Here is a 21,411-nt window from a genome sequence, read left to right on the forward strand (position 1 = left end):
GGAGCAAATAGGGTATTTCTGGGGCATATTGTATTTGAACGTTGCCAGCCCTTCATCTTCTTTCGTTTGCGGAAGTTCGCGTTTCGCTACCTCCGATAGTTGATTGTCTCTAACTCAACTGAAGAGGTTGCTCAAACGCTCCGCTGTGCGTTGCTCGTTTTTAGCAAAACGATCCCATTCTTTTGCGTGATGAGACGCCACTAACCCCATGCTGCGCTCAATGCCCGAGACCAAGCGTTGCTGTTCAGCTGCGGCACGTTCCGGGTTATGGTCGGCAAGGAATTTGGCCACTGTACTGGCCTGAATGCCCAGTTCGGCGCCCATGACTTTTGCAGCCTCAGTGGTTGGCGCAATGCCGATTATGCCAATACCTTGAGAACGGGCCGCCGCCTGAGCTGCTTCAGCCTTTTTGGCAGCTGTGGTGGCAACTATCTGAGATGCGTCTGCTTTTGATGCAGCTAGCTCGGCCGCCGACTGGGCGGAATTGGCAGTTGTTTGAGCAACAACCGACTTCTGGTCTGCCACGCTAGCCGAACTGCGGGCAACATCATCAACGACAATCGCAGATTCGACAGCAGTCATACGAGCATCAAGCGTATTTACCCCGCTCTGCGCCGCTTCCGCAGAGGCGACTGCAGCAGCGGCCACAGTCATTGCGTCGCCGGCCAGCGATAGAGCGCCGGACGCAAGCGCGTCGGCGGAAGCGGCGACCACGCCGACATTGTTAAGCTGGCCGACGGTGGCAGCATCAGAGTAGGCAAAGCCGTCCGACACATTGGTGATTATCGATCCACCGGCATCAAGCGCAAGCGCACCGCTGGAAAGCAGCGACGAAATGACAACAACCATTGTCTTTCGCATGGGAAAAGGAGCGGAGCGGCCGGATTTCATCGGGGGCAGCATCGGACAGGGCAAGAACGGGGATTTGTTCGTCAGCACCGCAGGAGGATGGCGCCAAGCAGATATCGGGGACGTTTTTGTCGCCGCTAGCGTCAAAGCTGTTGAGCAACTTGCTCAGGCCGGCAAGGAACTAGCGACAACCGTCTATGAGGCGGCCAAAACCGAAATTAGCCGTGCAGCGCTGGAATTCAGACAGTCGCATGAGAAGGGAAAGCTTGAAGATTTTCGCGATCGGGCTGTGAATGCGTCAACCCGCCAGGAACGCTTGAGCGTTGAACGTGATTATTTGAAATATCAATCGGGGAGGCTCGAGAAAGCCGCTGAACGCGTCAAAGAGAAAGCGTGGAACGGCAGTCCAAACGAATCCATGCGGAATGCGATGAAGGCCGCGCATGATCGGCTGATGAGTCATTCCTGCCAGATGAAAGGCCGAGTTGGCGAACTCAACAAGGAGTTGGATGGGGCGAATAGTCACAAGATTCTCGTTGTCGACGAAGCCTCATTGTTGTCCAGCAAGGATGCGAATCGGATCGTTGAGGTTGCCCAAAAAGAAGGAATGCGCGTGGCCTTCCAGGGGGATGTCCGGCAGTTGCAGCCCGTGAGTGCCGGGAAGGCTTTTGAGACGGCTCAGCAATTCAGCAAAGACTTCTCCAAGGCGCAGTTGACTGAGATTCAGCGCCAAAAAACCGAGCTTGGAAAGGAAGTTGTTTCGGATATTTATCGAGGGGACTTGGTGGGAGCCTTTAAGACGCTCGAAGCCGGAGGGAAAGTGGATGTTTCGAGCACCCGGGAGGATTCGCTGAAAAAACTTGCCAGCGATCTTGCCAGCGGGGCGCGCGATCAACGTGAACAGTCCTTAGTCATGACGGCGAGCCGCGCAGATAGGGACGCGATCAATCAAACGGTACGCGAAGCCTATAAGCAAATTGGTGACATATCCAAAGAAGGGGTTACGGTCGAGACGTGGCGTAGTCGTGGGCTAACCGAAGCTCAATCAAAGCAGGTCGGGCAGTATAACCATGGTGATGGTATTTCTTTCGCCATTGCAAACAAAAGCCAGGGTATTGCGGCTGGCGAGAGAGGGCAAGTAATAGGTAAAAACTCGGCTGATAACAAACTGACCGTGAGGATGGATGGGGGGCGGGAGGTCCTTGTTAATCCAAAGGAAATACGCGGAATGGAGGCCTTCGAGCGCCGTCAGATCGAAATTGCCCAAGGAGACAAAGTTCGATTTACAAAGAACGATCAGGCTACTGGCCGAACAAACGGGGAAATAGGACATGTCCGGGATTTAAAGGGAATGGGAGCCACTGTTGAGTTTCGCGGCGCCGATGGCAAAAGTACCTATACCGACACAGTGAATTTGAGTCAGGTTCGCCATATGGATTACGGGTACGGGATGACCGTGCATAGTTCGCAGGGGAAAACCGTATCACAAGAAAACATCTCAGCGGTTTATATCAACCCGGACAATAAGAATCAGTCCATGGGACAACGCTCTTTCCTTGTTGCGGCAACACGCGGAGAGGATGCCCCCAAGGTATACACCCATCCATCACAAATCCAGCAGAGGCGAGAATTACAAGGGAGCGCAAAGAGTCAAGCAAGTGAAGCCGTAAAAGCGATCCTGCGGCAGCAAGACAAAACTAGCGCGGTTCGTGAGCTTGGTATCGATGCAGCAAGGGCGATCAATCAAGGTTGCGGAGAGAGTCGCGCTACGTCCGCTAGTCGCGAAAATGAAATGTTGCGACCTGCTTCTTCTGATAAATCGGAAAAAGTACAAAGTCGCAATAGCGGAAAATCCAATGAATCAAATAGCGGCGAAAACAAAACAAGCAGTCGCATCGAGGGGGGTGGAAAAATGCCTTCGCGACGGCAGGAAATTTCTCTTTCTCCATCGGCTGGGCATGGGCGCTGAAGGAGGGAAGGGCAGCAAGCAGTTTTTTTGAGCGGTTCTTTTCGAATTTCGCCTCCTCAGATAGTTGTGTGTTACCACAAAAAACGGAGGAGAAAATGCGAAGTACCGTTTCAAGAGAAACGGCTTTCCAAAATCGCCAGGCGCTGGAAGTTGCAATTGCAGCGTTAAGTCACCAGTCAGCACTTATGGTCCGACGATCCATTCGAGAGAATGACATCGTAGCCCGACGCGTGGCAAATGAAATAGCCATTGCTGTCGCCTCGCTGGGGCGGGCAAACGATCTACTCAAACCTATCTGTCCTGATTCAGTGCTTTATGGGCATATCGGATTTTATGAGGGGATTAGGCGAAAAGTCGTGGAATTTACAGGAAACTTTATGAGGAAGCCGAAATGAAGAGTTTTTTTGTGACGGCGCTGATTGGTGCGCCGATAGTCGGGATACTTCTTTTCTTCGCCTTGCAGGGTAAGGAAGAGATCAAGCAGGAGCAGGCCGTTGAACGAATCGAGCAACAGATAGAGGCGGCTAAGTTCGACAAAGATTTTTCTTCGGCGTGGAATAGTAACGAGAAAGTATCGGCACCTGTCGATGGTGATATTAAAAGGCTCGAAGCGGAGCGCGATCGATTGGTTGCCAAACAAACAAAGACAGAAAAAGAGGGGGAGGAAGATATGGCAGACCTCCGTGATGCGTTGAAAGAGATTGGAGGAAAAAAATGAGAAAGTTTATGGCTATGATACTTGCCTTGTCCTTCTCCGTGCCGGTGTTTGCGGCGATGGATTGCGCTGAGTTTTCTCAGGCTGCGGCAAAAGTCGCGCAAAAGTCCGGCGAGTATGGTGGGGCCGAGAAAGCCGTGGATAAACTCTATCCGAACATGGATAAACAAGTGCGTGGAACACTTGTTGCTATTGCTGGCAATGCAATTGAACAGTCCATCGGATATGAGTTTATCGCACCGATGAATCATGGTATGTGCCTGTCATTTAACCGTAGTGGTGGCCGAGTCCCGTCGGGCCTGCCTAGCGAGTTGTCAAAAAAGAAATATGTCGATATGGCCATAAATGCCTGCAAAAACACGACAAATGGTGTGGAAAGATCGGAGTGCGTTAAAAATATCTTTGAGGCTGCTCTCGATAATGCAATTGAGTTCGTTAATAGGGGCGGAAAATGAAAAAGACAATTTTATCCGTGGCTGTCGGCTTGCTTTGTGCGGCTGTTCAGGCTGATCCTTCTGTCTCACTAGACGCGAGTCGTCAGCAAGAGGTAAATAACTCGGATAAGGTTACCCGCGAAAAGAAAATGTCAATTGATAAGTCAAATGGCTCAAAGGCGACGACCGGGATATCGCGAGAGTCGTCGAGGGAAAAATCTGTCGAAAATAAATTTTCAGCGCGTCGATCAAATGAGCGAAAAGGCAGTCGTGATATGTCTGTTCAGGTCGATATAAATAGCCGACTTATCCAGCACTTCACTATGCGGTATGAAGTCAATAAACCGCCAGTTGTCGCTACAACCGAAATGGGAGTGCTCTCGCGCGGAAAGCTGATTTCAGGATTGCGCGATATGATGCGAGATCCAGATCCAGGTATGCGGCGATATGCCATATCTGAGTTGCGTGCTCTCGGAGTGGACGTGACTCCTAAGATGACTTTCGGGAAATTGGAAGCGGTTATCCAACAAAATCTTGGAATTGTTGAGTTTCTCGGGGCGTGCAAGCCATTTTCGCGGCAGCAGTTAGATTACCCTGTCGCAGCTCCCGGCAGGGGCTTCGACAGTAGCTGGGATATTCTTACCGTTCAGGAAAGCGCCCAGCGGCAAGTTTGGGCTGCTCAGCCGCGACCAGTTCTTGCCGATCCCAGTGACCCCACCATCAGTCGGTATGGAAAATGCCGTTTAGCTGCACATTTCTGGATTTCCGAGGCGGCTGAACTGGCAGCTTCCTCGCCAGTCGGAACGGAAGCCGAGGTTGATGCAAAAATTGTCGCGGCTTTTGAAAAAATGGAGGCTGATCCTGAACTGCAAGACGAAATTAGCGCCAAGGTAAACCAAGTGTGGGGTGCGGCTAGCTGTGGAGCATGGGTAAAACAGGCTAACACCTACGATGGTCGGCTTGATATGCAGTGTGGAGTTTTGCAGGTCATGGGCGACCAGGTGATCGTCTTGGGTATGCCGTCGCTTTCGCGCGATTCTATCAACGGGAAACGCTACGCGATCAACGTTTCGGCAGGTACTTCGACGACTTCGATCATCGAACGTGCAACGGATCGTTCGGATCGCACAAGTGCGTCAACCAAGTCAACGTCTTCAACGGAGTCCTTTGTGGAGACGAAACGTGATGTTCACATGAGTCGAAATCGGCAATCTGATTCGGGGATGAATAATCGCACTCAGCGCGGTAGTCAGTCGACGGTTTCGGTCAATCCACGGTCAGGGCAATAGGAGAAAAGATGAAGAGATTTCTTGCGGCCACTCTTTTGGTGGCGATCTTTCCGGTTAAGGCGGCAGTCTGCGACGATATTGAACTTGGAGACGCGGATATGAAGGACTTCGCGAAGTGGCGCGAAGCGGCCGTTAGCCGGCCTGAGTGCGCAAAGCCGGCCATGATGGCTGGGTTTGCGCTTGTAAATGCCGTGCATCCCTTGATGTTCTATATGCCGGGGGCGCCCAGGGTGTGTGTGGACGCTGATCCGGGGGAGCGGAAAAAGCGCACGCAAATGCTTCGCGACGCCGTATCGTTTGCGAATCACGCCCTTGCGATTGAGCCGGCATATCTGCCCGCGTGGCGTGTCAAGCTGACTGCGTTTTCGCCCAATGTCGATTCTCAGGTGGGGCTACCGCCCTGTCAGGTTTGGAACATGGGCAACGCCAAGCGTTTTATGGCGACGGTAAATGATGGTCTGAGATCTGTTTCGAAAGTGGAGGACCGGTTTGACTTCATCAAATCAGCCCTTAAGGTTACTCTCGTACAAGGTTTTTTCAGGAGCGACAACTGGAAATTCTCGCCGAGCACGACGAGTCTCTATCCGAAGTTTTTGTCGGCCCAGGATGAGCAGCAGATAAAACGGCTGGCTCTCGCCGAGATCAGAGCGCTTATGCCAGCCTTGAAGGGGGATGCACAACGCGAAGCCCAGGCGATCTTTGATTATCTCAATCAGCTTTAGCGTTGGAACAGAAGCAAGGGCCGCCCGGTGCTACGCCGGGCTTTTTTTCGCCTAGCGCAGGGCGGCCGTCAGGGTGAAAGTGGCCTCGTCGCGTCGTTCGTGATCACTCGGCTATTCGCGAATTGTTTCCGCCGTCACAATACGGGCACAAACCACTGGGGTACGTGACGGGCACAAAACGGGCACAAATCCGTCACACTCGAGTGTGACGGTGTGCCATTTTTCGACTAATTCGCTAGAGGTGGAATTCTTTTAGAACAATCTAAAAGTAAGTTTATCTTCTTGTTTTTGTTGATGTTTTTTTGTTTTTTGCCAGATATTTTTCTGGCCTCCCCGACAGGAATCGAACCTGTATCTCACGCTTAGGAGGCGTGTGCACTATCCATTGTGCTACGGGGAGGTCGGCCGGTATTCTACGCGAGGGCGTGTGTAACTACCAGCGTGGCGGTTGGGCGGGGAATTTGGTTGCTCAGTTCGGTATCTTCGTCGGTCATCCTGTCTTATGATTCGGATCCCTGTTTTTTCAATGGATGCCCGATTTCATGCCGCATTTGATTTTGTCTAACGCTTCGCTCGCTTTTGGTCATGTGCCTTTGCTCGATCATGCGGAGCTTCAGCTTGATCCCGGCGAGCGGGTGGCGTTGATCGGTCGGAACGGTTGTGGGAAGTCGTCGTTGCTGCGGGCGCTGGCTGGGCAGGGAGCGCTTGATGATGGGACGGTTTGGCGCCAGCCGGGAATTCGGGTGGGCTACGTGTCGCAGGAGCCGCCGTTTGATCCCGACATTTCTGTGTTTGAGGCAGTAGTGGCCGGGATGGGCGATGTGTCGCGTTTGTTGGCCGAATACCATGCGGTATCGCACGCATTGGCCGGGGCGCACGGGGATCAGGACGCGTTACTTGAACAGATGCATCGGCTGCAGGGAGAGTTGGAGGCGCGCGATGCGTGGTCGTTCGAGGCGCAAGCCGAGCGCGTCATCCAGCGTTTCATGCTGGATCCCGATGCCGTTGTCGGCACTCTGTCTGGCGGACAAAAGAAACGCCTTGCGCTGGCGCAGGCGCTGGCGGTGGCGCCCGATCTGCTGTTGCTTGATGAACCGACCAACCATCTGGATATCGGTGCTATCGAGTGGCTTGAGGATCTTTTGCGTTCATCCGGCGTGTCGCTCATCTTCATTACCCATGACCGGCGTTTCCTTGATCGCGTGGCAACACGCATTGTGGAATTGGACCGTGGGCACCTTGCGTCTTTTCCGGGGCGCTTTGCCGAGTATCAGGGGCGCAAGGAGCAGATGCTGCACGATGAGGCGGTGCAGAATGCTCGTTTCGACAAATTCCTGGCGCAGGAAGAGGTTTGGATTCGCAAGGGGGTCGAGGCGCGGCGTACTCGTAACGAGGGGCGTGTGCTGCGGCTGGAGCAGCTGCGGCGTGAGCGTGTGGCCCGGCGTGATCGGCAGGGCAAGGTCGAGCTGATGCTTGATGCGGGTGATAAGAGCGGCAAGTTGGTGGCGGAGTTGCTTGGCGTCACCAAGCGCTTCGGCGACAAGACGGTGGTGCGCGATTTTTCCTGCCGTTTGCAGCGGGGCGACAAGATTGGTCTGATCGGCCCGAACGGAGCCGGTAAGACGACGTTGTTGCGCCTGATTCTTGGAGAACTGGCGCCGGATGAGGGAACCGTGCGGCTTGGCACGAAATTGCAGGTGGCGTACTTCGATCAGTTCAGGGCGCAGCTCGACGAAGAGGCGGCGTTGGTCGATGTGATCTCGCCGGGTTCTGATTTCGTCGAGATCGGCAATGAGCGCAAGCACGTGATCGGCTATCTTGGGGACTTTCTGTTTGCGCCGGAGCGGGCGCGTTCGCCGGTCAAGTCGTTGTCCGGTGGCGAGCGCAATCGCTTGCTTCTGGCTCGACTGTTTGCGCGTCCGGCCAACGTGCTGGTGCTGGACGAGCCGACCAATGACCTCGATATCGAGACGCTGGAATTGTTGGAGCAGTTGTTGCAGGACTACAGCGGGACTTTGTTCCTCGTCAGCCATGACCGTGCCTTTCTCGACAACGTGGTGACACAGACGATCGCAGCGGAAGGTGACGGCGTGTGGCGCGAGTACGCGGGCGGCTATCAGGATTGGGCGGATTATCAGGCGAAGCGTCGTGCCGAGTTGGCGGCCGCTGCGTCCGCCGCGCCGGCAAAGCGGGAGGCGCCAGCCAAGTCGGACCGGCCGGTCAAAGCCGATGCTCCTCGCAAGCTGAGCTACAAGGAAACGCGTGAACTGGCCGAATTGCCCGACCGCATTGCGGCCCTTGAGGCCGAGCAAAAAGAGGTTGCCGTACGGCTTGAGGATCCCGCGCTGTATCAATCGGCACCGCAGGAGGCGCATGCGCTTTCCGAAAGGATGGCGCAAATCGACGACGAGTTGATGGCGCTGCTTGAGCGCTGGGCGGCGCTGGAGTCTTGATTGACCGGCGGCTGATGGAGCGCGTCGGCCGGCTGGCGATTTAGCCGCCGGAGGCTTTCCGGATGGCCTCTCGAATGTGCGGCAGGGCGGCCTGTGCTGCCTTCTCGCCTTCGAGAATCGAATCGTGCCGTGCCTGAAAGTCGGTTGATCCGACATTGCCGACCAGTGGTCGGATGACGACGTCGGCTTCCTTGAGTTCGTGCCGGGCCAGATTCTGGCCCATGATGGTGAAGGTTTGCAGCAGGATGTCGATTGTGCTGCGTACCGGCTGGTTGCCGGGGCGGGCGGCAATATCGACAGCGATGACGACATCGGCACCCAGTTGGCGGGCACTATGCACCGGGATTAAGCTGGAAAGCCCACCATCAACATAATCCTGCCCGTTGATGCGTACTGGCTTGAAGACGCCGGGCACGGCGGCCGAGGCACGCACGGCCATGCCGGTGTTGCCCGTGCGGAAGAGGATGCTTTCGCCGTTGGTCAGATTGGTGGCGACGGCGCCGAAGGGTTTTTTCAGATGTTCGATGGGTCGGCGGGAGACGGCGTCGTTAACGAACTGCTGGAGCGATTCGCCTTTAAGTACGCCCCGGTCGGGTAGCGACCAGTCGCTGATTTTCGATTCATCCAGCTTGTGCGCGAGCTTCTGAAGCTCGAAGCCGTTCGCGCCGCCCGCATACAGGGCGCCGACAACGGCTCCGGCGCTGGTGCCGGTGACAATGTCCGGGGTGATTCCGTGCGCTTCAAGAACCTTGATGACGCCAATGTGCGCGAATCCGCGCGCGGCACCGCCGCCGAGCGCGAGGCCGATTTTGGGCGGCCGCGTCACGGAGGCGGTGGGAGAGGCAGCGGTGGCGGCCGCAGGCGGTGTCTCGAAAGGTATAAGCGGAAGGCTGCCGCAACCGCCAACCAAGAGGCTGGCGAGGCTGATGGCTGCCGAGAAAAGGCGGAAGCTGCGCGATACGCGGTATTGCATGGTGTTCCAGTCGAAAAAAACGCGAAGCCCGCGGGGCGTCAGAATGTCTGCTGCTGCAGGACGTAGGGGACAGCGGCGAGTGCGCCGAAGAAAACAGCGAGGTGAAACGCGCTCCACCCCAGATAGCGGCGTGCGAGTTTGTTGGGGTTGAGGTTCGAGAGCAGGTAATGACGCCCATTGCCCGGGCAGCGCAGCGTGTGCACGTCGGATTCATTGCGCGTTTCCCTGTGCATTTTGCTGACTTCCCGCCGTGCAGCTTGTCGTGCCAGCGCCCATTCCTGCATGTCGATGGTGCCGTCGCCGTTGAGATCGAAGCGGCGCAGCAGGTCGCGCTGGTCTTTCTTCCACTCGGTTAACAACGCGTTAAGGTCATGGTTGGCATCGAGTTCGATCGAGGCGCCGCCCAGCGTCTTGAATTCGCCTAGGGCGTAGATTTCGTCGTTGATCAGCAGCTTCCACTCGGTGTTCCGGTAGCGCCCTGCGGTCCAGGTCTCCTTGTGCCGGGTCAGGATCTCCGCGCCCTCGATATCGACAACACAGCGGCCCGTCGCGTCGTCGATGATGAAGGAGGTGTCACTTTCTCCCTGGCTGACCGTATGCCATTTGTTGTCGCTGCTTTTTTCCTCGACCTGATAACGGTACCAGAGGCAGGGCAGGTGCGTCAGGTGTGAAAGGAGGGGCGGGTGGTCGAGCGGTTTGCCAGTGCCGATCAGTTCGACATAACCCTGCGCGGCTGATGCGATGCGCGACGTCGGTGTGTCGGTGATGGCGCGTCGCCGTTTCAGCGTGGACATCCAGGCAATCAGGCTGATTGCGGTCATCAGCGCCAGGCTGACCAGCCAGCCGGCGCGGGACTCGGCTTTCAGTCCGATGAAAAGCAGGATGAGTTGGGCGCCGGAGGTGATGAACTGGCCGTATCCCCGGCGGAGATTGACGAGCATGCGCGGGGGTTAGCTGAATAATTGCTTCAGGTCGACATCCGCTTTTTCCGCAATCGAGAATTCGAGCAGCGGTTTGCTCTCGAAATTGAACATGCGGGCCATGATGGCGTCCGGGAATTGCTCGACGCGCACATTGTTGATATTGACGGCGTCGTTGTACAACTCACGGCGATCGGCAATGGCGTTCTCAAGGCTTGAAATGCGTTGTTGCAATTGCATGAAGTGCTCGTTGGACTTGAGTTCCGGGTAAGCCTCGGCCACCGCGAAAAGCCGGCCAAGCCCCATGCGCAAGGCCCCTTCTGCTTCGCCCAGAGCGCCGATGTTTTGTGTTTCACGGGCCGACTGCACCTGCGAGCGGGCTTCGATCACGCGTTGCAGCGTTTCCTGCTCAAATTGCTTGTATTGCTTGCAGACTTCGACCAGTTTCGGGAGTTCGTCGTGGCGCTGCTTGAGCAGTACGTCAATGTTGGCCCAAGCCTTGGCCACGGCGTGCTTGAGGGCGACAAGGCCGTTGTAGAGGGTGATTCCGTAAATGGCGATGACAATGATCGCGCCGAAAAAGAGGATGCTGCCAAGGGTCATTTGAGGTCTCCGAGTGAGGCAATCAATGAGTGGTGATGTTCGAAGGGAAAAGGTTGGCGCGTCCAGTCCGCTATAGAGTGGCTGGCGGCGATGAAAGGTAGCGAGCCATTAACTCTTCTGGAAGGTTCAGTCGCGAGAGCAGCGCTTCCCGCTTGATATGCAGAAGTTTCTCGATGGCGTGAAAGTCGTCGGGCAGCGCGGCATTGGTCCAGTCGACTGCTGAATGCCGGGCCAGATTGACGGCCAGTACGACGTTCTGAACGCGGGGCAGGCTGGCGTTGGCGTCGTCCATCAAGGTTTTGAGCAACTCGGGTAGTTGCCAGGTGTTGCAGAGGGCTAGTTGGAGATCGAACAGCCGGATGCCCAGCGTCTGAAGTTGCGCCGTTGTGCTGCGCAACGTGCTGTCGGCGAGTTGCTTGTCGCGGATTTCAATCGCCAGCCGGGGCGCAAAGCACCACAGCAGAATTTCGGCCAAGTCGTGGAGCAGTGCCGCCAGCGCCACTTCCTCGATGTTCAGATCGTGGCGTTCAAAGGCCCAGTCGTGCGCATAGTTCGAGGCTCGTTGCGCGCGGCGGATCACTTGCAGGACGCCGAGCAACGCTTGCGGTTCGTTGCTGAGTACCGTTTCGATCGTCAAGGGGGATTCGAAGCGCTGAAAGAATGGCTCTACGCCAAGCATCATGATCGCGCTGCCGATGGTCGTAATGTCAGTGCGCAGATGTTTGCCGCGGAACGGCTGGATGTAGGCCAGGACCCGGACCGCCAGCAGCGGATCCTGCAGGACGATGGTGGCGATGTCCCGCCCGTTGATCCGGTCGATGTTCTGGCGTGCTTCTTCAAGCTGGCGAACCGTTTTGCGCAGGATCGGTATTTCATTCTGGGTGAAATACGTGACCCAAGCGTTCAGATCGTGCAATGGTTTTTCCACCATAGTTTGCCGCTTCTTTGATTGCTCCGTGGGGATGTGGGTCGGTGCTTTTAAATCTCGCACCAAGCAGCGTCGCATGGTACCCGCCGTCATGCGCGGCGGCAAGCCGCGCCTGCCCCGGGGGCAGGAATAAGCTCTTGAGATGTTTGGAAAAGAAGCCTTGGGAAACATGTGATAACCCGTCGATGTTGGTACAATGTCAGGCTATTTTTGTACGTCTACCGAACCGGCGGACGGTTTCTTGGTGTTTAAACTGGAGGGGCATGGATGGCGATTGAACGAACCTTGTCGATTATCAAGCCCGATGCGGTGGCCAGGAATCTGGTCGGCAAGATTTGCAGCCGGTTCGAAGAGAATGGATTGCGGATCGTGGCAGCGCGGATGGTCTGGCTCTCCGCGCGCGAGGCGGGCGAGTTTTATGCGGTGCATAAGGAACGTCCCTTCTTCAACGACCTCGTTGTCTTCATGAGCGCCGGGCCGGTGATGGTGCAGGTGCTCGAAGGCGATGATGCCATCGCCAGAAACCGTGCCCTGATGGGGGCGACGGATCCGAAAAAGGCCGCTCCCGGAACGTTGCGTGCCGATTTCGCCGAATCGATCGAGGCAAATGCCGTACATGGCTCGGATGGGCCGGAGACGGCGAAGACCGAGGTCGCTTTCTTCTTCCCGGAAATGGACGTTTATGCGGCTCGTCCGGAAAAGGTTCTTTAGTTGTTAGCAACAAGTATTGGCAGTTTTCTTCAATGACGATCAATTTGCTCGATTTTGACGCGGCCGGACTGACCGCTTTTTTTGCCAGCCAAGGAGAAAAGCCCTTTCGGGCCAAGCAAGTGCTGCGCTGGATACACCGCTTCGGGCAAAGCGATTTCGAGGCGATGACCGATATCGCCAAAAGTCTGCGCGAAAAGCTCAAGACGCTGGCGGTCGTTGCGCCGCCGGCAATTGTCTCGGACAAGCTTTCCGACGACGGTACGCGGAAGTTTCTGTTCGATGTCGGCGCGGGAAATGCGATCGAAACCGTGTTCATCCCGGAAGACGATCGCGGCACGTTGTGCGTTTCGACGCAGGCCGGTTGCGCGCTCGATTGCGCGTTTTGCTCGACCGGCAAGCAGGGTTTCAACCGCAATCTGGCTGTCTCCGAAATCATTGGCCAGTTGTGGCAGGCCAACCGGGCGCTCGGCGCCGATCCGGCCGGTGATCGCATCATCAGCAACGTGGTGCTGATGGGTATGGGCGAGCCGCTGGCCAATTTCGAGAACACCGTGACAGCGTTACGGTTGATGCTCGACGATAATGCCTACGGTCTTTCGCGCCGGCGCGTGACGGTCTCCACCTCGGGCCTGGTGCCGGCAATGGATCGTCTGCGTGACGAATGCCCGGTGGCTTTGGCCGTTTCGCTGCATGCGCCCAATGATGCGTTGCGCGACAAGCTGGTGCCGATCAACCAGAAATATCCGTTGCGCGAATTGATGGCTGCGTGTGTGCGTTATCTGGAAAAGGCGCCGCGCGATTTTGTAACCTTCGAATATGTGATGCTGGCCGGCGTCAATGATTCCGAAGCGCATGCCCGCGAGTTGCTGGCGCTGACGCGTGGCGTCTCGTGCAAGTTCAACCTCATTCCGTTCAATCCGTATCCCGGCTCGCCGTTCGAGAGGTCGTCGGCACCGGCAATTCGCCGTTTTGCCGAGATTCTGATGAATGCGGGCATTGTGACGACAACGCGCAAGACGCGCGGCGACGATATCGATGCGGCATGTGGGCAGCTGGCCGGCCAGGTCAAGGATAAAACGCGGCGCACCGAAGGTCGTGTGATCAGTATTCACAGGGAGAAGATGTCGTGAAGTTCTTTCGTAAGCTGACGATTCTGGTTGGCTTGATCGGGTTGGGGGCTGTTGCAAGCGTATGTGCGCAGAACACGACCGAGCCGTCGCCGGAGTCATTTTCTCAACGCCCTGTTGCCAAGGACGCACGAACGCGCGCCAAGTTGCACACCGAACTGGGATCGCTGTATTTCCAGGACGGCGATTTGATCGTGGCGCTCGAGGAGCTGACCCTCGCTGCGGCGATCGACCCGACCTATGCCAAAGCCTTCGCGACGCGGGGCGTCGTTCTTTACCACGTCAAGGAGTTCGATTCGGCCGACCAGGACTTCAGGACGGCACTCAACCTCGACGAGAAAGATCCGGAAATCAGCAACAACTATGGCTGGTTCCTTTGCCGGACCGGCAAGCCTAAAGAGGCGCTCGGGCATTTTCAGCGTGCTATCAAGAACCCGCTGTATCGCACGCCGGGACTGGCCTATCTGAATGAAGGTGAGTGCTACATCAAGCTGGGCGAACTTGATCAGGCCGAGGAGTCGCTCCGTAAGGGAATGCGGCTCGTGCCGGGCAACCTCCAGGGTTTGTACCACCAAGCCGTGATCAGCTATAAGCGCGGCAATTACGATGCGGCGAGAAAATATTTGTCCGGCGTCATTCGATCGGAGCGCGTTCCGGCCGAGGTCTTGTGGTTGGCGCTCCGGATTGAACGGCAACTCGGTGACAAGGCCGCTGAAAGTGCAATCGCCGCAAGGTTGCGGCGCAGTTTCCCCGAGTCGCCCGAGTATCAGGCATTTTTGAAAGGGAATTTCGAATGAACGGTGAGGTGACACCTGCGCAACCGATAAGTGATATCCCGGGGCAGGGTGGTGATCCGTCAAGCAGCGATGCCGAATCGGCGCAAGCCAAAGGCATTGTCGGGCCGCAATTGCGGATGGCCAGGGAGGCGGCTGGCTGGTCCGTTGCCGAGATGTCGCGAATGCTCAAGATCACGCCCCATCAGGTCGAAGCGATCGAGAGCGAAAACTGGGCCGATCTGCCCTGCGAGACGATCACGCGCGGCTTCGTGCGCAACTATGCGCGTCAACTGGGCCTTGATGCGTTGCCGTTGATGAGTGCGCTGGCGTCTGCTTCGTTGCCGCAGAACGCGGCGCTTGAAATTGCAGCCGGAACGCCCGTCAAGCTCGGTTTGCGGGCTCGCATCGAGCGATGCGACTGGATCAAGGTGGTTCTGGGCTTGGTCGTACTGGCATTGGCGATTGCTGCTTATATTTTTGTCCCGGCGGATTTTTTCCGGACGTCGTTTTCGTTCTTGCCGTCGGCAGAGCCGTCATCAAGCCAGGTAGAACCTGAGGCGAGTGATGTCGGAGAGGCCGCCGGCGCTGCGGTTTCCGGCCAGGAAGTGGCTCCGGCGGAGTCGTCGACAGAACCGGCGATCGAGGCCCCTGCGGCCCCCGTTCAACCACCGCAGGCTGATGCGCCTGTGCCCGCGGCGGTGGCCCCGGCCGGTCCATTAGAAGCGGCTGGGCGCGCCGACGGCGCTGTTGTCGGGCAATTGAAATTCAGATTCGCGCAGTCTTCCTGGGTCGAGATCCGTAACGGCAAGGGCGAGGTAATTTTCTCCCAGCTCAACGCGGCGGGTTCGCAGCGGGTGGTTGAGGGGCAGCCGCCTTTCGCGCTGACCATCGGAAATGCCGGTTACGTGTCTTTGAACTACAACGGTAAGGATGTCGATTTTTCGCAGCGCAGCAAGGATAACGTTGCGCGCCTGACGCTTGAATGACCATGAATAACCAGATCGTTCAACGACGGCCGACGCGGGCCGTCAAAGTGGGAAAAGTTGTTGTCGGGGGGGGCGCACCGGTGGTCGTCCAGTCAATGACCAATACCGATACGGCCGATGCCGTAAAGACGGCTCTTCAGTGCGCCGAATTGGCACGTGCCGGTTCCGAGCTCGTTCGCATCACGGTGAATACACCGGAGGCGGCCGCCGCTGTGCCGGCGATTCGCGAGCAGCTCGATCGCCTGGGCGTCGATGTGCCATTGATTGGCGATTTTCACTACAACGGGCATCGGCTGCTGGCGGATCATCCAGAGTGCGCGCAGGTGCTGGCCAAATACCGCATCAATCCCGGCAACGTCGGTCATGGCAAGAAGCGCGATGAACAGTTCGCGCAGATGATTGAAATTGCCGGCAAGTACGACAAGGCGGTGCGTATCGGCGTGAACTGGGGCAGCCTCGACCAGGAATTGCTGGCGCGCATCATGGATGCGAACGCACAGCGCGTCCAGCCGCTCGACGCGGTTGGCGTCATGCGCGAAGCCATGGTTACGTCGGCGCTGGAGTCGGCGGCCAAGGCCGAGGAATTGGGCCTGTCGGCCGATCGCATCATTCTTTCGTGCAAGGTTTCCGGCGTGCAGGATCTGATCGCCATTTATCGCGAGTTGTCGCGTCAGTCGAATTACGCATTGCATCTGGGGCTGACCGAAGCCGGTATGGGCTCGAAAGGGATTGTGGCCTCGACAGCGGCATTGGCCGTTTTGTTGCAGGAAGGTATTGGTGACACCATCCGTGTTTCGCTGACACCTGAGCCGGGCGGAAGACGTACACAGGAGGTGGTCGTCGCGCAGGAAATCCTGCAGACCATGGGGTTGCGTGCTTTCACGCCGATGGTGACGGCCTGCCCCGGTTGCGGACGGACGACAAGCACGTTCTTCCAGGAGCTGGCGCAGACGATCCAGAATCATGTGCGCGACAAGATGCCCGCGTGGCGGGCCGAGTTTGACGGTGTCGAGAACATGACGCTGGCGGTGATGGGGTGCATCGTGAACGGACCCGGGGAAAGCAAGCACGCCAATATCGGCATCAGTCTGCCGGGGACCGGGGAAATGCCGGCGGCACCGGTTTTCGAGGACGGCGTCAAAACCGTTACCTTGCGCGGCGACAATATCGCCCAGGAATTTATCGCCATCGTGGATCGCTACGTGGCACGAACCTATAGAAGAAAGAGCGTAATCTAGTTATGAGTCAAAACATTCAGTCCGTGCGCGGGATGAACGATATCCTGCCGGACGAAGCCGAATTCTGGGAGCTTTTCGAAGAAACCGTCCGTGGCTGGTTGAAGAGCTACGGCTACCGCCCGATCCGTCTGCCGATCGTTGAGCCGACGCCGCTGTTCAAGCGGGCAATCGGCGAAGTGACCGATATCGTCGAGAAGGAAATGTATTCCTTCGAGGACAGCCTGAACGGCGAACAGTTGACCTTGCGGCCCGAAGGTACGGCCGGTTGCGTGCGGGCGGTCATTCAGCACAATCTCGCCGTGCAGCGTCCGCAGCGCTTGTACTACATGGGCCAGATGTTCCGTCACGAGCGGCCGCAAAAGGGGCGTTACCGCCAGTTCAATCAGGTCGGTATCGAAGCATTTGGTTTCAACGGCCCGGATATCGACGCGGAACACATCCTGATGGGCGCGCGTCTGTGGGATGATCTCGGCCTCGATGGCATCAAGCTGCAGCTCAACACGCTGGGCCAGCTTGAGGAGCGCGCAAAGTACCGCGCCGAGCTGGTTGGCTATTTCGAGAAATACGTCGATTTGCTTGATGAGGATGCCAAGCGGCGTCTCTACACCAACCCGTTGCGTATTCTCGACAGCAAGAACCCAGCGATGCAAGAGATGATTGCTGGCGCGCCACGTCTGATGCAACACCTTGGCGCTGAGTCGATGGCGCACTTCGAGGGGGTGCAACAGGTGCTGCGCGATGTCGGTATCCCCTACGAAATCAATACCCGCCTCGTGCGTGGCCTCGACTACTATAACCTGACCGTTTTTGAGTGGGTGACCGACCGCCTTGGTGCACAGGGGACGGTGTGTGCGGGTGGTCGCTATGATGGTTTGGTCGAGCAGTTGGGAGGCAAAGCGACGCCGGCGTGCGGTTTTGCCATGGGCGTCGAGCGTCTGGTGACCTTGATTCGCGAATCGGGCGGCGAGCCGGAGCTTGAGGGGACTGATGTTTTCCTCGTGCATCAAGGGGAAGCCGCCTCGCGTCTGGCGCCCCGCGTGGCTGAGTCGCTGCGGGACCAGGGAATCGATGTGCTGTTCAACTGTGGCGGCGGGAGCTTCAAGTCGCAAATGAAGAAAGCCGACGCTTCGGGGGCGACATTCGCGATCATCATCGGCGATGATGAGGCGAGTGCGGGGGAAGTGACATTGAAATCCCTGCGTGCCGAAGGTGGCGAGCAAAAACGTGTCGGCGTCGATCAGGTGGCCGACGAGATCATGAACTCTTTTTTTGATGAGGATGAAGCTTGATGGCTACTTACGATCTTGAAGAGCAGGAACAACTGGCCGAGATCAAGGCCTGGTGGAAACAGTATGGCGGGTTGATCACCAATCTCCTCACGGCGGCTGCTCTGGTCATTCTGGCCTGGCAGGGGTGGAACTGGTACCAGCGCAATCAGGCGGCTCAGGCCGGAGTGGTCTTTAACGCTCTGCAGCAGGCGGTGCAGGTCGGTGATTCCCAGCGCGTCAAGGCGGCAAGCGGTGAGTTGCTGGAGAAATTCGGTGGCACGGCTTACGCGCCGCTCGGGGCTTTGTCGGCGGCCAAGGCAATGGTCGAGGCGGGTGATGCCAAGACGGCGAAGCTTCAACTCATCTGGGTGGCGGAAAATGGCAAGGATGAATTGCGCGACCTCGGCAGGCTACGCGCGGCCTCCCTGTTGAGCGACGAGAAGGAGTTCGAGCAGGCGCTCAAGCAACTGGAAGGCGAATCGACGCCGGGATTCGCCGCGCGGTTTGCGGAGTTGCGCGGCGATATTCTGCTCGCGCAGGGTAAGAAGGGCGAAGCCGAAACCGCTTATCAGAAAGCGATGTCGGCTTTGTCCTCTGCTTCGGAAAACAACGGCGCTCAGAAAGTCGAGCAGGGTTGGCAGTTGCAGTCGAACGCGGTTCAGCGCGAGCTTTTGCAGCAGAAGATCGATTCGCTAGGCGAGAGCAAGCAATGACGAAAAGAGGTATTGTTGTCGCTCTTCTGGGCGCATTGCTCGCTGGATGTTCAGCGCTTGACGCGATCAATCCGTTTGCCAGTTCGGGGCCGAAAATGGCTGAACTCAAACCGTTCAAGGCGACGGCGGAAGCACGGGTCGTTTGGCGAGACAGTATCGGCAAGGCCGATGTTTATGCTTTTACACCGGCCGTGGTGGGCTCAACTGTTTATGCGGCTGGCAGTGATGGCAGTTTGGCGCGCATAGACGACGGCAAGCAGGTTTGGAAAATCAATGCCGGGCAGCCGCTCTCCGGTGGCGTTGGTGCTGACAGGAATCTCGTCGTCGTGGGTTCGCCGAAGGGGCTTCTGCTGGCGTTTTCTACCGATGACGGCAAGCTCGTCTGGCAAGCGAAAGCGACGAGCGAGATTCTGGCTCCGCCTGCGCTGGGAGAGGGGCTGGTTGTGATTCGCACCGGCGATAACCGGTTGGCTGCCTATGACGTCGTCGACGGCAGGCGTAAGTGGATTTTCCAGCGACCAACGCCTGCGCTCTCGTTGCGGGTGACCGCCAGTCCTGTCATTGAAGGCAAATACGTGTTTGCCGGGTTTCCCGGCGGTAAGCTGATCGCAGTGAGTGTCGCCAACGGCGCTGCTGTCTGGGAAGGGACGGTTGCGTTGCCAAAGGGAGCGACAGAGCTTGAGCGCGTGGCGGACATTACCAGTGCTCCCGTTATTGCGGGGCGTGCGGTTTGCGCGGTTGCCTATCAGGGCCGGGTGGCCTGTTTCGATCTCGGCAATGGCAATCTCGTCTGGGCGCGCGATATGTCGAGCGCGGCCGGGCTGACAATCGCCAAGCGCCACCTCTATGTGACGGACGACAAGGGGGCCGTCCACGCGCTCGATATGGCCAGTGGTGCAAGCCTGTGGAAGCAGGACGCGTTGTCACTGCGTCGCGTTACGGCGCCGGTTGATCATCGAGGACTGGTTGCCGTTGCCGATGTCCAAGGGGTTGTTCATTTTCTGAATCGTGAGGACGGCTCGTTCGCTGTCCGTTTGGCCACCGACGGTAGTCCGGTTGTTGGCAATCTGCAGACGGCTGACGGCACGTTACTTGTACAAACCAGCAAAGGCGGTGTTTACGCCATTGAGGCTCAATGAAACCCACCATCGTAATCGTTGGTCGTCCGAATGTTGGTAAGTCGACCCTTTTTAACCGTCTGACCAAAACGCGTGACGCACTTGTTGCCGACATGCCCGGCTTGACGCGTGATCGCCACTACGGCCATGGCAAGGTGGGTAGCAAGCCTTATCTAGTCGTCGATACAGGGGGGTTCGAACCTCTCGCCAAAGACGGCATCATGCACGAAATGGCACGCCAGGCGGAGCAGGCGATCGCTGAAGCGGACGCCATCGTCTTTGTCGTCGACGGCCGGGTTGGTGTCACCGCACTCGACAAGGAAATTGCGAACAAACTGCGCAAGGTCGATCGGCCCGTTTTCCTGGCGGTTAATAAGTCTGAAGGCATGAATCATGGCGTTGTTATCGCCGATTTTCATGAACTTGGCTTGGGAGAGCCTCTGGCTATTTCTGCGTCGCACGGCGAAGGGGTGCGCGGCCTGATTGAACTGGCGCTTGAGCCTTTCCCCGAACCTGACGAAAACGAGGCAGAAAGCGATGTGCTTAAAGTGGCCATCGTTGGACGCCCGAACGTTGGCAAGAGCACGATGATCAACGCTCTGCTTGGCGAGGAGAGGGTGATTGCTTTCGACATGCCGGGAACGACCCGCGACTCGATCTACGTCGATTTTGAACGGGGCGGAAAGAAATATACGTTGATCGATACGGCCGGTTTGCGGCGCAAGGGCAAGGTTTTTGAAACCATTGAAAAGTTTTCGGTTATCAAGACGTTGCAGTCGATCGAAGATGCGAACGTGGTTGTACTCGTTCTCGATGCCCGGCAGGATATCTCGGACCAGGACGCCCATATCGCCGGCTTTATCGTCGAGTCCGGCCGCGCGCTGGTTGTGGCCGTCAATAAGTGGGATGGTCTTGACCCCTATGATCGCGACCAGATCAAGGCTGATCTCGAAGCTAAACTGAAATTTCTCAGTTTTGCCAATTTTCACTATGTCTCGGCGCTCAATGGGCAGGGGCTCGAAGCCGTGTTCCGCTCGGTCGATGCGGCCTATAAGGCGGCAACGGCAGATCTTGCGACACCGAAGCTTACACGTACCCTTATCGATGCCGTCGCCAAGCAATCGCCGCCACGAGGCGGTATTTTCCGTCCGAAGTTACGTTATGCGCATCAAGGTGGACGCAATCCGCCAGTGATCGTCATTCATGGAAATGCGCTGGACAAAGTACCGGACTCCTATCGCCGTTATCTTGAGCATGTATTCCGCGAAGTGTTCAGTTTGCAAGGAACGCCTTTGCGTATCCAGTTCAATATTTCGGATAACCCCTTTGCCGAACGCAAGCCGCCGGAAACGACGCGCCGGAAGCCGAAACCGAAATCGCAGGGAGATGCACCGTCATTGAACCGGGGGCGGTCGCTTGCTGCGGGCAAGTCATCGCCAAATAAGGCGGGGCAACGGACAGTGAGGACGACATTGAAAGGGGCATCAACGACGGTGAAGCCCAAGGCCGGACGGGGCAAGTAGTTTCCAACTTGGTTTGTTTTTCTGCTTTGCGAGGCTTTTGCCCTTAAAGAGGGCGATAGCCGTTGTGGTAATCGCGATGAAAATCAATTAAGCTCT

General features: G+C 57.1%; 21 protein-coding genes and 1 tRNA gene. 16 read left to right on the plus strand and 6 right to left on the minus strand.

Annotated features, from left to right (window positions below):
• Nucleotides 1–114: 114 nt before the first annotated feature.
• Nucleotides 115–861 (minus strand): AAA family ATPase, encoded by a 747-nt coding sequence (locus GH659_RS03455; protein ID WP_170285813.1) that lies wholly within the window; start codon nucleotides 859–861, stop codon nucleotides 115–117.
• On the opposite strand from GH659_RS03455, the gene GH659_RS03460 reads away from it, so the two are divergent.
• The 6 genes from GH659_RS03460 (at nucleotide 836) to GH659_RS03485 (ending at nucleotide 5,978) form a co-directional block, all read left to right on the plus strand.
• Nucleotides 836–2,818 (plus strand): AAA family ATPase, encoded by a 1,983-nt coding sequence (locus GH659_RS03460; RefSeq protein WP_153109345.1) that lies wholly within the window; start codon nucleotides 836–838, stop codon nucleotides 2,816–2,818. The two genes, GH659_RS03455 and GH659_RS03460, sit on opposite strands and share 26 nt — an antisense overlap.
• Nucleotides 2,819–2,913: 95 nt before the next feature.
• Nucleotides 2,914–3,213: a hypothetical protein gene (locus GH659_RS03465; RefSeq protein ID WP_153109346.1), complete on the plus strand. Its 300-nt coding sequence runs from the start codon at nucleotides 2,914–2,916 to the stop codon at nucleotides 3,211–3,213.
• The gene (locus GH659_RS03470) at nucleotides 3,210–3,536 is read left to right on the plus strand and encodes a hypothetical protein (RefSeq protein WP_153109347.1); all 327 of its coding nucleotides are present in this window, start codon (nucleotides 3,210–3,212) and stop codon (nucleotides 3,534–3,536) included. Before GH659_RS03465 ends, GH659_RS03470 begins: the two co-directional genes overlap by 4 nt.
• Complete coding sequence (locus GH659_RS03475; RefSeq protein WP_153109348.1) at nucleotides 3,533–3,988, plus strand: hypothetical protein; 456 nt, start codon at nucleotides 3,533–3,535, stop codon at nucleotides 3,986–3,988. Before GH659_RS03470 ends, GH659_RS03475 begins: the two co-directional genes overlap by 4 nt.
• Entirely contained in the window at nucleotides 3,985–5,256 is a 1,272-nt protein-coding gene (locus GH659_RS03480) for a hypothetical protein (RefSeq protein WP_153109349.1), read from the plus strand. The genes GH659_RS03475 and GH659_RS03480 overlap by 4 nt, the downstream gene beginning before the upstream one ends.
• 8 nt (nucleotides 5,257–5,264) lie before the next feature.
• Nucleotides 5,265–5,978: a hypothetical protein gene (locus GH659_RS03485; RefSeq protein WP_153109350.1), complete on the plus strand. Its 714-nt coding sequence runs from the start codon at nucleotides 5,265–5,267 to the stop codon at nucleotides 5,976–5,978.
• A 325-nt stretch (nucleotides 5,979–6,303) separates the two neighbouring features.
• Here GH659_RS03485 and GH659_RS03490 read toward each other — a convergent pair.
• Nucleotides 6,304–6,378, minus strand: a tRNA-Arg gene (locus GH659_RS03490).
• Between the two features lie 142 nt (nucleotides 6,379–6,520).
• Between GH659_RS03490 and GH659_RS03495 the strand changes: the two genes are divergently transcribed.
• Entirely contained in the window at nucleotides 6,521–8,431 is a 1,911-nt protein-coding gene (locus GH659_RS03495) for an ATP-binding cassette domain-containing protein (protein WP_153109351.1), read from the plus strand.
• A 40-nt stretch (nucleotides 8,432–8,471) separates the two neighbouring features.
• Here GH659_RS03495 and GH659_RS03500 read toward each other — a convergent pair whose 3' ends face one another.
• The 4 genes from GH659_RS03500 to GH659_RS03515 form a co-directional block, all read right to left on the minus strand.
• Nucleotides 8,472–9,404, minus strand: a complete 933-nt coding sequence (locus GH659_RS03500) for a patatin-like phospholipase family protein (protein WP_153109352.1) — start codon at nucleotides 9,402–9,404, stop codon at nucleotides 8,472–8,474.
• Between the two features lie 38 nt (nucleotides 9,405–9,442).
• Nucleotides 9,443–10,345, minus strand: coding sequence for a hypothetical protein (locus tag GH659_RS03505; RefSeq protein ID WP_153109353.1), 903 nt, complete (start codon nucleotides 10,343–10,345; stop codon nucleotides 9,443–9,445).
• A 9-nt stretch (nucleotides 10,346–10,354) separates the two neighbouring features.
• Nucleotides 10,355–10,927: a LemA family protein gene (locus tag GH659_RS03510; protein ID WP_153109354.1), complete on the minus strand. Its 573-nt coding sequence runs from the start codon at nucleotides 10,925–10,927 to the stop codon at nucleotides 10,355–10,357.
• Between the two features lie 70 nt (nucleotides 10,928–10,997).
• Nucleotides 10,998–11,858, minus strand: coding sequence for an HDOD domain-containing protein (locus GH659_RS03515; RefSeq protein WP_153109355.1), 861 nt, complete (start codon nucleotides 11,856–11,858; stop codon nucleotides 10,998–11,000).
• 264 nt (nucleotides 11,859–12,122) lie between these two features.
• Here GH659_RS03515 and ndk point away from each other — a divergent pair, with 264 nt between their 5' ends.
• Genes ndk through der form a run of 9 tightly spaced genes read left to right on the plus strand, consistent with a single transcriptional unit; the run spans nucleotide 12,123 to nucleotide 21,315 of the window.
• Nucleotides 12,123–12,566, plus strand: coding sequence for a nucleoside-diphosphate kinase (ndk, locus tag GH659_RS03520; RefSeq protein WP_153109356.1), 444 nt, complete (start codon nucleotides 12,123–12,125; stop codon nucleotides 12,564–12,566).
• Between the two features lie 32 nt (nucleotides 12,567–12,598).
• Nucleotides 12,599–13,696 (plus strand): dual-specificity RNA methyltransferase RlmN, encoded by a 1,098-nt coding sequence (rlmN, locus tag GH659_RS03525; protein WP_153109357.1) that lies wholly within the window; start codon nucleotides 12,599–12,601, stop codon nucleotides 13,694–13,696.
• On the plus strand, nucleotides 13,693–14,490 hold the full coding sequence (gene pilW / locus GH659_RS03530) for a type IV pilus biogenesis/stability protein PilW (RefSeq protein ID WP_153109358.1): 798 nt from the start codon (nucleotides 13,693–13,695) through the stop codon (nucleotides 14,488–14,490). Before rlmN ends, pilW begins: the two co-directional genes overlap by 4 nt.
• Entirely contained in the window at nucleotides 14,487–15,455 is a 969-nt protein-coding gene (locus GH659_RS03535; RefSeq protein ID WP_153109359.1) for a helix-turn-helix domain-containing protein, read from the plus strand. Before pilW ends, GH659_RS03535 begins: the two co-directional genes overlap by 4 nt.
• A 2-nt stretch (nucleotides 15,456–15,457) precedes the next feature.
• The gene (ispG, locus tag GH659_RS03540; protein ID WP_425499975.1) at nucleotides 15,458–16,693 is read left to right on the plus strand and encodes a flavodoxin-dependent (E)-4-hydroxy-3-methylbut-2-enyl-diphosphate synthase; all 1,236 of its coding nucleotides are present in this window, start codon (nucleotides 15,458–15,460) and stop codon (nucleotides 16,691–16,693) included.
• Nucleotides 16,694–16,695: 2 nt separating this feature from the next.
• Nucleotides 16,696–17,982 carry a histidine--tRNA ligase gene (gene hisS, locus GH659_RS03545; protein ID WP_153109361.1) on the plus strand — a complete coding sequence of 429 codons (1,287 nt, stop codon included), beginning with the start codon at nucleotides 16,696–16,698 and terminating at the stop codon, nucleotides 17,980–17,982.
• The gene (locus GH659_RS03550; RefSeq protein WP_153109362.1) at nucleotides 17,982–18,674 is read left to right on the plus strand and encodes a YfgM family protein; all 693 of its coding nucleotides are present in this window, start codon (nucleotides 17,982–17,984) and stop codon (nucleotides 18,672–18,674) included. Before hisS ends, GH659_RS03550 begins: the two co-directional genes overlap by 1 nt.
• Nucleotides 18,671–19,813 (plus strand): outer membrane protein assembly factor BamB, encoded by a 1,143-nt coding sequence (gene bamB / locus GH659_RS03555; protein ID WP_153109363.1) that lies wholly within the window; start codon nucleotides 18,671–18,673, stop codon nucleotides 19,811–19,813. Before GH659_RS03550 ends, bamB begins: the two co-directional genes overlap by 4 nt.
• Nucleotides 19,810–21,315 carry a ribosome biogenesis GTPase Der gene (gene der / locus GH659_RS03560; RefSeq protein WP_153109364.1) on the plus strand — a complete coding sequence of 502 codons (1,506 nt, stop codon included), beginning with the start codon at nucleotides 19,810–19,812 and terminating at the stop codon, nucleotides 21,313–21,315. Before bamB ends, der begins: the two co-directional genes overlap by 4 nt.
• Nucleotides 21,316–21,411: the final 96 nt, after the last annotated feature.

This window comes from Propionivibrio limicola (genome assembly GCF_009469695.1).
Lineage (GTDB): Bacteria > Pseudomonadota > Gammaproteobacteria > Burkholderiales > Rhodocyclaceae > Propionivibrio > Propionivibrio limicola.